The organism is Pseudomonas sp. S1(2024) (genome assembly GCF_046557535.1).
The window spans coordinates 93,780-107,679 of record NZ_JBKGFP010000060.1 but is presented as its reverse complement, the minus strand read 5'-3'; the positions used below and the strand labels follow the sequence as shown (position 1 = coordinate 107,679).

The following is a 13,900-nucleotide window of genomic DNA, read 5'->3' as shown; positions in this document are numbered from 1 at the left end:
GCATGCCCGCTCCCACAGGGACCCCACCTGCCGAAAGAATGCGCCGGACCTGTGGGAGCGGGTTTACCCGCGAACACCGGCGTAGCCGGTGCCATCCACCGCATTGCCCGCTTTGCGGGTGAACCCGCTCCCACAGGGGCCGCGCAGGTTTGTGGATCTGGCTTTAACCATTCACCAGGTTGGCCGGGCGCTCACCAGCCAGGGCACTGAGCAGGTTGTCCACCGCACAGCGCGCCATGGCCTGGCGGGTTTCCTCGGTCGCCGAGCCGATATGCGGGGTCGCCACCACGTTGTCCAGCTGCAACAACGGCGACTGCGCCGACAGCGGCTCCTGCACGAACACGTCCAGGCCGGCGCCGCGTATGCGCCGGGCACGCAACGCTTCGATAAGCGCTTGCTCATCCACCACGCGCCCGCGGGAAATGTTCACCAGGATTGCCTGGGGCTTCATCAGCGCCAGCTCCCGCGCGCCGATCAGGCCTTCGGTGCTGGCACTCAGCGGCACGGTCAGGCAAACGAAATCCGCCTGCTGCAACAGCTCGTCCAGGCTGCATTGACGCGCAGCATGGCGCGCCTCCACCTCTGGCTTGGCATGCTGACTGTGATACAGCACACGCATGCCGAAGCCGGCCGCGGCGCGCCGGGCCAGGGCCTCGCCGATGCGGCCCATGCCGACGATGCCCAGCGTCTTGCCGTGCACATCACTGCCGAAATGCGCCGGGCCGAGGTTGGCCTGCCAGTTCCCGTCTCGCACCCAGTTCGCCAGCTCCACCACCCGCCTGGCGGTGGCCAGGATCAAGGCGAAGCCCGTGTCGGCGGTGGTTTCGGTCAGCACGTCGGGCGTGTTGGTCAACATCACGCCACGCCGGCTGAGTTCGGCGATGTCGTAGTTGTCGACACCGACCGAAACGCTGGACACCACTTCAAGCTGTGGCGCCAGGTCGAGCAGGCTGGCGTCCAGGCGCAGGCTGGCTCCCAGCAGCCCGTGCGCACCCGGCAAGGCATCGCGCAGACGGGCCAGGCCATCGGGCTGGGAGGTATCCACCCAGGTCACCTCGACGCGCTCTTGCAGGCGTGCCATCAAGTCGTCGGACAGGCGTTTGTACAGGACGATTCGCTTCTTCATTGCACAGGTTCCTAATGGTTCATAGCCAGACGCGAGTTGCCGCGCTTGGCCCGGCCAGATGTCTGGGAAGTATTGAGTGCGGCGGTAAGCGCCACTGCGGCCAGCAGCGCACCGCACATGAACAGGTAGGAGGCACCAGGCCCGCCGGTGACGCCATTGAGGTAACCCACCAGCCACGAGCCACCGAACGAGCCCAGCGCGCCCATGCTGTTGATCAGTGCCATGGCACCACCGGCGACGTTGGCCGGCAGGATCTCGGGCACGATCGCGAAGAACGGGCCATAGGGTGCGTACATGCAGGCGCCGGCGACCACCAGCAACGCGTACGACAGCCAGAAGTGCTCGCTGCCCAGGGCGTAGGAGCCATAGAACGCAACGGCGGCGATCAGCAGTGGTGGCCAGACGAAGCGCTTGCGCTTCTGCAGGCGGTCGGACGCCCACGACACACCGACCATGCCCAGCACCGCCGCCAGGTAAGGTACCGACGACAGCCAGCCGGCCTGCACGATGTCGAGGTTGGCCGCCTGCTTGAGGATCGACGGCAACCACAGCACGAAGCCATACACACCGATGCTCCAGCAGAAGTACTGCAGCGAAAGGATGATCACTTGCGGCGAGCGGAACGCCTCGCGGTAGTTCTTCACCGGCTTGATACCTTGCTGCTCGGCAGCCAGCGCCTGCTCCAGGGCGGCCTTTTCCTGCTCGCTCAGCCAGTTCACCTGGGCCGGGCGGTCATCCACCAGGCGCCACCAGAAGAACGCCCAGATGACGGCGGGCAGGCCTTCGATGATGAACATCCAGCGCCAGTCGTAATGCTTGACGAGGTAGCCCGACACCACCGACATCCACAGGATGGTCACCGGGTTGCCGAGGATCAGGAAGGTATTGGCGCGCGAACGCTCGGCGCGGGTGAACCAGTGGCACAGGTACACCAGCATGGCCGGCATCACCGCCGCCTCCACCACCCCGAGCAGGAAGCGGATGCCGATCAGCATGTAGACGTTGCTGACCACGCCAGTGAGCGTGGCAAGGCCGCCCCAGAGTATCAGGCAGACAAAGATCAGCTTCTTCACACTGCGCTTTTCGGCATAGATGGCGCCAGGCACCTGGAAGAAGAAGTAACCAAGGAAGAACAGTGCCCCCAGCAGCGAAGACAGTGCGGGGGTGATGTGCAGGTCTTCAGCCATGCCGGAAGCGGCGGCGAACCCGTAGTTGGCGCGGTCCAGGTACGCCAGGCTATAGGTGAAGAACACGATCGGGATGATGTACCACCAGCGGCGAGGCGCCAGGCTTTGGCTTTGCATGGTTCGTTTCTCCTGAGCTTGTTGTTTTTGTTGCAACAGGTGTTTCGGGGTCAAGTGTTCACGCGCTTCTGCGCAGGTCGTGGGCTTGCAGCTCATGGCGCAGCGGCAGCCCTTCCATGTCGCCACGCGACTGCACGGCGCGGCTGCCGCACCAGTTGCCACGCGCCACTGCCTCGGCTACCGGGTGGCCCTCCAGCAGCGCACTGAGCACGCCGACGGCAAAGGCATCGCCGGCGCCAACGGTGTCCACCACATGGCTGACCGGCACTGGCGCCACCTGGCCTTCGCCCTTGGCGCTGCGGAAGTAGGCACCGGCGTCGCCCAACTTGATCACCACCAGTTCCACCCCTTGGTCGAGGTAGAACGCGGCGATGTCCGCCGGGGTGTGCTGGCCGGTCAGCAGGCGGCCCTCTTCCAGGCCTGGCAGCACCCAGTCGGCCTTGGCCGCCAGGGCATTGACTTCGCGCACCATGCTGCTTTGGTCAGGCCACAGCGAGGGGCGCAGGTTGGGGTCGAACGAGATACTGCGCCCGGCGGCACGCATGGCGTCCATCAACGCATGCGACAGCGCCCGGCAGCCGTCCGACAGCGCCAGTGGGATGCCGGTGGCGTGCAAGTGGCGAGCCTGCAGAGAGCCCGGGCGCAGCAACGCCGGCGACAGCCGGCTGGCCGCCGAGCCACGGCGGAAGTACTCCACCGCCGGGTCGCTGCCGTCATCGCAGCGGGCCTTGAGCTGGAAGCCGGTGGGGTAGCTGGCATCCACCTCGACGCCGGAGCAGTCCAGCCCTTCGCGGCGCAGGCTGTCGAGCACGAAACGGCCCAGCGAATCGTCGCCCACCCGGCTCAGCCAGCGGACCTTGAAGCCCAGCCGCGCCAGGCCGATGGCCACGTTGCTGTCGGCGCCGGCAATGCGCTTGCCGAACTGGCCGACACTGGCCAGGTCGCCGGCCTGCTCGGCGACGAACATGGCCATGGTCTCGCCGAAACACAACACGTCATGCTCATGCATGGCTCTGCTCCTCACTCGATACGCCCTGCCCCAGCGCCGCCAGGTCGCGCACCTGGGCACGGGTCAGCGCCAGCAGATCGTCGCTCACCAGCGGGTACTCGACAGCACGCACCACGCCGGGGGTGAACTCGGCCATCAGCTCGGCCCACTCCTGCAGGTCCGCAGTCTCTGGCGGGACGGCTACCAGGCGGCCATCGGCCCGGCGCTGCACGGCCTTGCAGTGCACATAGCGCACCCAGCGCCCCAGCTGGCGTGCGGCATGCCGGACAGGCTCGCCCTGCCACTGCCAGTTACCGATGTCGAAAGTCATGCCCAGGGTCAGCCCGAGTTCGTCGGCGCGCTGGAAAAACTGCTGCAGGGGTTCGATCCGTCCACCTTGCGCAGTCTGGTCGTTCTCCACCAGCAGCAATGGCCCGTGCGCCGGCAACAGCGTCGCCAAGGCCGCGACGTCACAGCCCGCCTGGTAGTGGCCCAGGGAAACCTTGAGCGCGACCGCGCCAAGAGCGCGGGCAGTTTCCAGCTTTTGCGCCAATTGCGGGTCAAGTTCGCCTTGTGCGGTCCACAGTTCCAGGGGCGTGGAATACAGGCACTCCAGGCGCAGCGCGGCAATGGCTGCAGCCAGCGCTGCAGTGTCCGGCGCACAAGTGAACAGTTCTTCGCGCAGCTCCACGCGGGTAACGCCGGCGGCAGCCAGCAGGTCAAGGAACTGCTGCTGGCCACGTTGCCGGACAAAGTCGGCACCGTAGCTGGAGAGGCTGATGGAAACGGGGTTCGAGTGCATTGTTTTTGTCCTTATGAAACCGGTTTCATTTTTTTGATGACAGCAGGCACGCAGGTGCCTGCCTGTGATTACTGTGGCTGGGTTGAACCTCGGATGATCAGCTCGGCCTTGAAGTCGATGCGCCGGGCTGCCCCGCTGTCACCGCGCAGGCGGCCAAGCAGGCTCTCGAATGCCGCCACGCCGATTCGCTCGGTGGGCTGGGCCAGTGCAGTGATGCCGCTGCCGACCAAGGGGTACCAGTCGAGGTCGTCGAGGGCGATCAGCCCGACGTCCACGAACAGATTGCGCCCTGCTTCGTGCAGGGCCCGGGTCACGGCCAGGGTGGCGACACCGTTGAAGGTAAAGATGGCCTGCGGGCCATGGCCGTTGGCGGCGAGGAACGCAGCCAGCTGCTCATCAAGCCCGGTGCCGGTCTCCAGCACCTGTTGGCGCATACCGGGCCGACGGCTGACCGAGGATCCGAACGCCTGTACTCGCTCCAGGCGCGAGCTGGTGCCATCGAGGGGTTCGGTTACCGCCAGGATGTCGCGGTAGCCTTGAGCTTGCAGGTGGTCGAGGGCCTGCTCGACCGCGTCGGCATTGTCCAGGCCAACCAGGTCGACATTCAGTTCGGGCAACTGGCGGTCGACCAGCACCATGGGGATGTCGCGCTGCAGGTTGAGCAATTCGCCGGGGTGATGGCCAAGCGTGTTCACGATCAGCCCTTCGACGTTGTAGGACTGCAGGGCCACAAGATGGTGACGCTCCTGCTCGTCGTCGCGGTTGGTGTTGCACACCACCAGGCTGTAGCCATGCTGGCGGCAGGCTGTTTCCACGCCATGCATCACGGCCACTGAATAGGGGTTGAGGATATCGGCCACCAGCATGCCGATCAGGCGCGTCTGGCCGCGCTTCAGGCCACGGGCCATCTGGTTGGGGCGGTAACCGAGGCGCTCGATGACCTCTTCCAGGCGCTTGGCGGTGGCTTCGGCGAGCAACTGGCGGTCACCGCCGATGTAACGGGAGACGGTGGCCTTGGAAACGCCAGCGACACGCGCTACTTCGCTGATGGTGACCCGTTCGCGGGCATGGGCAGGCGCGTCGGTCATGGGCTGTCCTTATGATTGTTGTGATAGCGATGAAACCGGTTTCAATACAGCAAAATCGCACGCGTTCGTCAACATGCCGTTGGTCGGGAGTGCGATATCCATGCGTAGTAAATGCAATAAGAATTCTATTTAACTAACTGATAAATAAAGAAAAGTAAATGCAAAACCCTGTGGGAGCGGGTTCACCCGCGAATGCGATTTTGAATGTGCCGACGCATTCGCGGGTAAACCCGCTCCCACAGTGGATTGGGGGTGCAGACAGAGGGATGCAGTTAACGAAGGGATTTCACGTCACTGGCAGTGACGGCACTGCCCTGGTTACCCCAACTGGTGCGAATGAAGTTCACCACCTCGGCAACCTCCTGGTCACTCAGGCGCCAGCCGAACGCCGGCATGGTGAAGTTCGACGGTGCCGCGTGCGTCGCTGGCACCGTGCCCCCCGCCAATACCACGTGAATCAGCGATGTGGCATCCGCCGTCTGAACCACCGGGTTGCCGGCCAGGGCCGGGAACACGCGGGTATAGCCCTGGCCATCGGTACGGTGGCAGGCCGCGCAATTGTCGATGTACACCGCCGCTCCGGGCTTGCTGTCGTCACCCTTCCATAGCGCATCCGCCACCTGTTTGTCGTACACGTGCGGCTGGTCGTCAGGGTTGCTCGGTGGCAGCGTCTTCAGGTAGCGGGCGATGGCGGTCAGGTCGGCGTCGCTCATGTGTTGCATGCTGTGCTCGACCACGTCGCTCATGCCACCGAACACGGCGCTGCGGTCGCTACGGCCAGTCTTGAGAAACTGCACCAGCTGCTCTTCGCTCCAGCTACCCAGGCCGTCCTTGTGGTCGCCACGCAGGTTCTTGGCAATCCAGCCTTCCAGCGGTGCACTGCCGGCCAGGAACTGCTCGCCATCCTGTGGGCTCAGTGCCTTTTCCTGCATGGTCAGCGCCCGCGGTGTATGGCACGCACCACAGTGCCCCAGGCCCTCGACCAAGTAGGCACCGCGGTTGACCACCGGGTCGGCTGCCGCCGATGCCTGCCAGGGCTTGGCCTCTGGCGCGAACAACCCGCGCCAGACCGCCAGCGGCCAGCGCATGCTCAGCGGCCAGGGGATATCGGTGGCCTTGTTCGTCTGCTCGACCGGTTCCACGCCCTTCATGAAGTAGGCATACAGCGCCTGCATGTCCTGCTCGCTGACGCGCGCATAGGACGGGTATGGCATGGCGGGATACAGGGTGCTGCCATCCTTGCCGATGCCCTTGCGCACCGCCTGGTCGAAGTCTTCGAAGCTGTACTGGCCGATACCACTGGCCGCCGGGGTGATGTTGGTGGAGTACACCGTGCCGATCGGTGTCTCCATCGGCAGCCCACCGGCGAACGGCTTGCCGCCCTTGGCGGTATGGCAGGCGACGCAGTCGCCGGCGCGGGCCAGGTACTCGCCCTGGCGCACCTGCGCATCGTCATTCGGCGCAGCCTGAGCAGCCACGCTGGCACCCAGCAGGGTTGCTATCAACATTGTCTTCATGCGCATCGCTCCTCAAGCCTGAACCAGCGGGCCAGGGTTTTTCAGGTACTGCTCGCGGATGGCGCGGGCCGACCAGTAGGTCAGCGCAGCCACCAGCCCGGTCGGGTTGTAGCCGAGCCCCTGGGGGAACGCCGAAGCCCCCGGAACGAACACGTTGTGCACGTCCCAGCTTTGCAGGTAGCGGTTCAAGGCACTGGTCTTCGGGTCGGTGCCCATGATCGCGCCGCCGTTCAGGTGGGTGGTCTGGTAGCTGGCGGTGTTGAAGTGGTCCTTGACCTTCTTGCCCAGCACGGCAATGGTCTTGGGGTTCATCGCCTGGGCGATCTTGCTCAGCTTGTCGACCATGAACTGGTTCATCCTGATGTCGTTTTCCTGCCAGTCGAAGGTCATGCGCAGCAGCGGCTGGCCATAGGCGTCGCGGTAGGTCGGGTCGAGGTCCAGGTAGTTGCCACGGTAGGACTGGTGGGCACCATGCGCGTCCATCGACACCTGGTGGGTGTAGTAATCGGCGGTGGCCTTCTTCCAGGCGCTGCCCCAGGCCGGTGTGCCAGGCGGGGTGGCGCCGCCGGCAATCGGCCGTGTGCCGGCCTGGTTCACCCACATCGGCGAGCCACCGACGAAGCCGTGCGGGCCATGGTCGAAGTTGTCGGCGTTGAAGTCATCGATGGCGATGCCGTTGCCACCGGCGCCGATGAAGTTGTTGGTGTAGGTGTCCTTGTCGAAGAACGCCTTGACCGTGCCCATGTTCTGGTAGGCGAAGTTACGCCCGACCACGCCTTCGTTCCTGATGGGGTCGTACGGTTTGCCGATGCCGGACAGCAGCATCAGGCGTACGTTGTTGAACTGGAACGCCGCCAGGATCACCAGGTCCGCCGGCTGCTCCACTTCCCGCCCCTGGGCGTCGATGTAGGTGACGCCGGTGGCCTTGCGCTTGCTGTCGTCCAGGTTCACCCGCAGCACATGGGCGTTGGGCCGCAATTCGAAATTCGGCACCTGGCGCAGCGCCGGCAGGATGTTCACGTTGGGCGAGGCCTTGGAGTACATGTAGCACACGTAGCCGCTGCAGAAACCGCAGAAGTTGCATGGCCCCATCTGCGCCCCGTACGGGTTGGTGTACGAGCCAGAGGTGTTGGCCGAGGGCAGGTTGTAGGGCTTGTAGCCCAGGCTGGCCGCCGCCTTTTCGAACAGCCTGGCCGACACCACGTTTTTCTGCGAAGGCAGCGGGAACGGGCTGGAACGGTCTGGCGCATAGGGGTTGCCGCCCTTCCCTTCGCCAACGACCTGGCCGTTGACGGTCCAGGCCTGGCCAGAGGTACCGAACACCTTCTCGGCGAAGTCGAAGTGCGGTTCCAGTTCTTCGTAGCTGACCCCGAAGTCCTGGATAGTCATGTCTTCGGGGATGAACTTGCGCCCGTAGCGTTCTTCGTAGTGGCTGCGCATGCGCAGTTCCATCGGGTCTACCCGGAAGTGCACGCCCGACCAGTGCAGGCCTGCGCCACCTACACCTTTGCCCGGCAGGAAGGCACCGAGCTGGCGATTGGGCAGCGCCACGTCGTTCATGCCGTGGCGGATGGTGACGGTCTCTTTCGACACATCGACGAACAGCTTCTTGCGCACGCTGTAGGTCAGCTCGTCGATCACCTGCGGGTAGCTGCCTTCCGGGTAGGTGTCCTGCATCGGCCCCCGCTCCAGGGCCAGCACTTGCAGCCCCGCCTCGGTCAGTTCCTTGGCCATGATCGCGCCGGCCCAGCCGAAGCCCACGATCACCGCGTCCACTTTCTTCATCACGGTCGTCATGCCTCAGGCCCTCTCGCCACGGATCGAAACAGCGGGGAACGGGTAAGGCTCGTTGCGCTCGACCCAATCCATGAAATCGGCACGGGCGCCGGGGAAGCCGATCTGGGTCCAGCCGACCATGCCTTTGTTGCCGCCATGGATCGGGTCGCAGAAGAACCCTTCACGGGTGTTCTGCACCAGCAGGCTGAAGAACACCTTGGCTGGCACGGCGTCGAAAACCAGCTCTCCAGCCTCGATTTTGCTGAGAATGCGGTCTCGGGTAGCGCTATCTTGCGCAGCAAAAACTTGCCCGGAATTGGCCTTGCACCAGCCATCCACGGCGGCGATGCCCAGGCGGTAGATCTGTTGCGGGCTGAGTTGCAGCTGGTACCCCAGTTCGGGCGCGGCGTCGGCCTTGAAAGGGCCTTGCATGTACCACTGCGCGCCAGTTGCGTAGGGGGTGTTCATCTGCCGGTCGATGAATTCGGCAGCGCCGGCTTCAAGTGCGCCAGGGCCAAGTTCGTCGGCCGGGATGATGCGCGAGACGGCAGCCTGCACGAAGGCCCACTCCTCGGCAGTGAAGAAAGTCGGCTGGTAGTTGCCTGCTGGCGGCGTGGCCGGCACTTTGGGCTCGTGTTGCGGGGCCGCAAGCAGCTGACTGGCACCCACGCCAAGCCCCGTGCTGGCCACTGTGACCACAGGGATCAAGGTCAAGGTCTTGCGCAGAAAGTCCCTGCGCGGGTTGTCGGGGGCATGCTCAGGCATTGCGAATCCTCATCGGCTGTGTGCGGCCTTGAAAAGCGCCATCTGATTTTCAATATGGGGGGGTGGTCTTGATAGGCCATCAAGAAAACAGCCGGATAATCTAGCGCGTTCAGAAATGTTTTGAAACCGGTTTCAGGCTTGATTGCAAAGGGCTGGCCGGGCTTTGCGGCCGGCCGGCCTTGGCTGGCTACATGGGTATTCGCCGCAAGACCGCACCTACAGGGCCGCGTTCACGCAATTGATTGGGTCGGTACCACCTGCCCCAGTCCCCAACCTTGGGGACACGGTGCCCAACGGCAACCCCCTGCAATCGCCCTTGCAAGAGAAATGGATCCCTTGCCCTGCAAGGGCTGCAGCACATTTTTTCCGGCTTGGCACGCCTATTGCCGATCTCCTGCCAGACGCCCCAAGTCCATGGGCCCGTTTGCAGGAGGAAATGTCTCATGCACCGACCGATACCCCACCCGCTGGCATTGGCCATTTTCGCCGGCATGCTCCAACTCCCGGCGCAGGCTGCCTTGAACGCTGTCGATCCAGGCGCCTATGTTCCCGCCAACGGTGGCTTCCCAGCCTGGTACCAGGACAGTCACGGTCGTACCCTCGACCTGTGCCTGACAAAGGCGGTCAGCTCGCGTGTGCCTGGCGCACCCGGCGCACCTTCGTACATGTGCACGCTGCTGCCCACCCCCGGCGTGTTCGACGATACCCAACCCATCGTCTTCCCCACCAACTTCCCTGACGAGGCGTTCTGGTTCACCGCCGACGCCGCCATCGTAGACGCCACTCGCGGCATCGACCTCAGCTACGGCACCGCGATCGAAGCGGCATTTGCCGCCGAAGAACCGGTCGACGGCGACCAGGTCAGCTTCGCCCGGGTGCGTATCCGGGTCGACGTGCCAACCGCCGGCACCTACGTGGTCACTCACCCCTATGGCGTCGAAGTGTTCGACGTACCTGCGCCCGGCCGCCGGGCGATCAACATGACCCGCGACATCGGCATTGCCGGCGCAGGCGACTTCACCGGCGCCCTGAAAGGCGATGTCGGCCCGTTCCTGCGCAGTGTCAACGGCCCCTACACCGAAGGCAGCGAGCGCTTCATCGGCGACCCGAACCTGGAAGAACGGGTGACCGGCAGCCCCTTCAATACCAACTACGTGCGCATCGAAGGCCCCGGCGGCATCGACCTGCGCACCGAGCTGTTCGCGGTTTCGGGCAAGCTTTCCGAAGTGACCCTGCCAACCCCGCTCATGCCGCAACGCAGTACCTACTCGCGGCATACCGAGAACGGCGACCTGCGCGCCCAGCAGGACATCTTCGTGATGGCCCCGCCGCCACCGGCCAGCGTCACCCTGACCAGCCAGACACCCAACCTGAACCTCACCGAGGCCAACGGTACCGGTGCCTGGTACGCCCAGTCGGTGCTCGACCCGGCCGCCGGGACGATCCTGACGCTGACCGCCGACAACAGCGTGGCGATCCCTGCCAGCAGCCCGACCACCGCCAATGTACCGCTGACCGACCTGGTCGTTATCACCCAGGCCCAGTTCCGTCTGTCCACCGGCGAGCTGACCTTGGTGGCCAGCACCAGCGACGAGACCACGCCGCCAGTGCTCACCGCACACACCGGCAACGGCGCGCTGATCGGCAACCTGAGCGGCACAGGTGCCGTGAAGACGCTGAGCACCAGCCTGTCGCCCATCCCGCCGGCCAAGGTGCAGGTCACCAGTACCAACGGCGGTAGCGACACCGAAGACGTGGTGCTGGTGCCATGAACAGACAAAGGCTCAGCCTTCAAGGAGGCAGCATGAACACTTGGTCGCGCCGTGCGCTGTTGGCCGCCGGTTTTTCCCTTACCGTTACCAGCGCCGCGTTTGCCGCGCTGTCCGATGTCGACCCGGGGCCCTACACCTTCGCCACCGGTGGCTATCCGATGTGGTACAAGGACAGCCTCGACCAGTCCCTGGAGCTGTGCCAGTCCCGTGCTACCAGTACGCGTGCGCCAGGCGCGCCGGGGGCACCGGCCTACATGTGTACCTTGTTGCCCGAGCCTGGCATCTATGACGATGCCCTGCCGCTGGTGTTCCCGGACAACTGGCCGCCCGAGATGTTCTGGTTCCTGGCGGAAACCGCCATTCCGCAGGTCGGCAACAGCGGCTATGAACTGGAGGTTTATGTAGCCGGGGTGGAGGCTGCCTTCGCCGCCGAAAACCCTGTCGATGGTGACCAGCAAAGCTTCGCCCGGATCCGCATTCGTGCTTCGGTTCCAAGTACCGGTACCTACACCATCACCCATCCCTACGGGGTGGAGACGGTCAACGTCACCACGGCGGGGCGTCGGGCGATCAACATCACCCGGGACATTGGCATTGGCGCACCAGGCAACTTCCGGGGAGCGCTGGCGGGGGCGATCGGCCCTTGGCTGAAGGGTGTTGGCGGGCCTTACACCGAGGTCAACCCCGATACCGGCGCCATCGAAACCTACATCGGCGACCCCAATATCACCGAGGCGGTGACCGGCAGCCCCTTCAATACCAATTTCGTGCGCATTCAAGGCCCCGCTGGCACCATCCAGACCAACACCTTCACTGTTTCAGGCAAGGTACTCGACCAACGGGCCCAGACCCCGGTCAGCCTGGAACGCGCCACCTATTCGCGCAATGCCACCGGCACCCGTACGGAAGTGTTCGCCAAGGCGCCCAGCACGGCCAGCCTGTGCATGCGCAATGGCATTGCCCTGGTCGGCACCCCGCCTTCGCCGTGCCAGTACACCCTCACCGCCGACAACAACGGGCTGTTCTTCCACCAGCAGTTCGGCCAGGAAGCACCGCCTGCTGTGGTGGTGGTCACCGCCAGCGACAGCGCCGGCGGTACCCAGCCAACCGCGCTGTCGAGCAAGCTCACCGACGTGGTCAAGGTCGGCACCGCACGCTACGACTGGGCCAACAAGCGCCTGTTGATAGAGGCCAGTTCCAGTGACGAAGTGGCGGTCCCGGACCTGATCGCCCAAGGCTACGGTCGCCTGTCCAAGGCGGGCACGCTGCAGAGCCTGACCGTCAACGACGTGCCGCAGCCACCAGCCACCATCACGGTGAAATCGGCACGCGGCGGCAGCGATGTCGAACCGGTAGTCGTGGTCGGCAACGCGCCGGTCGAGGCGGCCAACCAGCCGCCGCTGGCCCAGGCCGATACCGGCAGTACCAGCGTGGGCATCCCGATCACCCTCAACCTGCTGCAGAACGACAGCGACCCGGATGGCAACGTACCGCTGACCATCAGCGACCTCACCCAGCCCGGTACCGGTCTTGGCGGCGTGGTGATGAACGGCACCACCTCGGTCACCTACACCCCGCCAGCCGGGGCCACGCAACCCGTGGTGGCCACCTTCAGCTACCGGGCGGTGGACGCCAAGGGCCTGAAGTCGGAACCGGCTACTGTCACCATCAACGTAGCGCCCAACCGGGCACCGACCGCCAACCCGGAAACCGTCGCCACCTTGGGCGTGCCATTGACCATCAACGTGCTGGCCAACGACACCGATCCGGAAGGCAACGTGCCGCTGACTGTCCCTGCTACCTCCCTCACCCAGCCGGCTACTGGTCGGGGCACAGTCAGCACCGACGGCACCACGGTGACCTACACCCCACCGGCCACGGTGACCACCGCCTTCACCACCACCTTCACCTACCAGGCGCGTGACTCGCTGGGGGCGCTGTCCAACCCCACCACCGTCACCGTCAACGTGTCGCCACGGCCCGCCGCCGAAACCTTCGCGGTCACGGCAGCCACGGTCACGGCACGCTCCAACAACCGTTACAACTGGGACCTCAGCGGTACCTCGTCGGTCACCACCGGCAATACCGTCACCGTGCGGGTAACCACCACTACCGGCGTGCAGACCCTTGGCACCGCCACGGTGGCGCTGACCGGCCGCTGGCGCCTGGCGGTGAGCAATAGCACCACGATCATCCCGACTGCGGCACCGACGGCGACGATCACCACCAGCCAGGGCACCACACGCACCGTCAACGTAACCGTGCAGTAAAGGCCGGAGGTTGCAATGAGACGCCTGTACTCCCTGCTGCTCGGCCTGGCCGTGGTGGGCCAGGCCTGCTGGGCCGAGGACCTGTTGGACAATGCCGACCTCGCACCCGGCAACGACCTCGGCGAACCGGTGATCATCCGCCTGCTGCCGGCCAGCGCCGGCCAGGCTGCGGTGATCGAGCAGCAAGGCGCGGGCAACCGCGCCGCCCTCGACCAGAACGGCCAGGCCCTGCTGGGCCGCATCGTCCAGGCCGGTGGCACGCAGGAAGCGTACATCTTGCAGGAAGGCAGTGACCTGATGGCCCTCATCAGCCAACAGGGGAATGGCAACAGCGCGTCGATCCGCCAGACCGGCAACAGCAACAGTGCGGCCATCGAGCAGATCGGCAACGACAACAGCGCCAGCATCGTGCAGTCCGGCACCGGCCTGAACAGCTCCGTGACCCAGGCCGGCAATGGCCAGCACGTGCAGATAACCCAATACCGATAGACC

11 protein-coding genes are annotated in these 13,900 nt (G+C 64.9%); 3 read left to right on the top strand and 8 right to left on the bottom strand.

Going from position 1 to position 13,900, the window contains the following annotated elements; all coding sequences use genetic code 11:
• Positions 1–163: 163 nt before the first annotated feature.
• The 8 genes from ACLCGK_RS16295 to ACLCGK_RS16260 form a co-directional block, all read right to left on the bottom strand.
• Positions 164–1,126 carry a 2-hydroxyacid dehydrogenase gene (locus ACLCGK_RS16295; protein ID WP_410952412.1) on the bottom strand — a complete coding sequence of 321 codons (963 nt, stop codon included), beginning with the start codon at positions 1,124–1,126 and terminating at the stop codon, positions 164–166.
• An 11-nt stretch (positions 1,127–1,137) separates the two neighbouring features.
• Positions 1,138–2,430, bottom strand: coding sequence for an MFS transporter (locus tag ACLCGK_RS16290; protein WP_054571847.1), 1,293 nt, complete (start codon positions 2,428–2,430; stop codon positions 1,138–1,140).
• Positions 2,431–2,488: 58 nt separating this feature from the next.
• Entirely contained in the window at positions 2,489–3,439 is a 951-nt protein-coding gene (locus ACLCGK_RS16285; protein ID WP_410952411.1) for a sugar kinase, read from the bottom strand.
• Positions 3,432–4,220: an AP endonuclease gene (locus tag ACLCGK_RS16280; RefSeq protein ID WP_410952410.1), complete on the bottom strand. Its 789-nt coding sequence runs from the start codon at positions 4,218–4,220 to the stop codon at positions 3,432–3,434. Before ACLCGK_RS16280 ends, ACLCGK_RS16285 begins: the two co-directional genes overlap by 8 nt.
• A 68-nt stretch (positions 4,221–4,288) precedes the next feature.
• Positions 4,289–5,308, bottom strand: a complete 1,020-nt coding sequence (ptxS, locus tag ACLCGK_RS16275; RefSeq protein ID WP_410952409.1) for a transcriptional regulator PtxS — start codon at positions 5,306–5,308, stop codon at positions 4,289–4,291.
• 272 nt (positions 5,309–5,580) lie between these two features.
• Positions 5,581–6,825 (bottom strand): cytochrome c, encoded by a 1,245-nt coding sequence (locus ACLCGK_RS16270; protein ID WP_274297985.1) that lies wholly within the window; start codon positions 6,823–6,825, stop codon positions 5,581–5,583.
• Between the two features lie 12 nt (positions 6,826–6,837).
• Positions 6,838–8,622 (bottom strand): GMC family oxidoreductase, encoded by a 1,785-nt coding sequence (locus ACLCGK_RS16265; protein WP_015270510.1) that lies wholly within the window; start codon positions 8,620–8,622, stop codon positions 6,838–6,840.
• A 3-nt stretch (positions 8,623–8,625) separates the two neighbouring features.
• On the bottom strand, positions 8,626–9,366 hold the full coding sequence (locus ACLCGK_RS16260) for a gluconate 2-dehydrogenase subunit 3 family protein (protein ID WP_047933478.1): 741 nt from the start codon (positions 9,364–9,366) through the stop codon (positions 8,626–8,628).
• A gap of 443 nt (positions 9,367–9,809) precedes the next feature.
• Between ACLCGK_RS16260 and ACLCGK_RS16255 the strand changes: the two genes are divergently transcribed.
• Genes ACLCGK_RS16255 through ACLCGK_RS16245 form a run of 3 tightly spaced genes read left to right on the top strand, consistent with a single transcriptional unit; the run spans position 9,810 to position 13,897 of the window.
• The gene (locus tag ACLCGK_RS16255; RefSeq protein ID WP_015270512.1) at positions 9,810–11,138 is read left to right on the top strand and encodes a hypothetical protein; all 1,329 of its coding nucleotides are present in this window, start codon (positions 9,810–9,812) and stop codon (positions 11,136–11,138) included.
• A gap of 32 nt (positions 11,139–11,170) precedes the next feature.
• Entirely contained in the window at positions 11,171–13,408 is a 2,238-nt protein-coding gene (locus tag ACLCGK_RS16250; RefSeq protein WP_410952408.1) for an Ig-like domain-containing protein, read from the top strand.
• Positions 13,409–13,423: 15 nt separating this feature from the next.
• On the top strand, positions 13,424–13,897 hold the full coding sequence (locus tag ACLCGK_RS16245) for a curlin (RefSeq protein WP_410952407.1): 474 nt from the start codon (positions 13,424–13,426) through the stop codon (positions 13,895–13,897).
• Positions 13,898–13,900 lie beyond the last annotated feature (3 nt).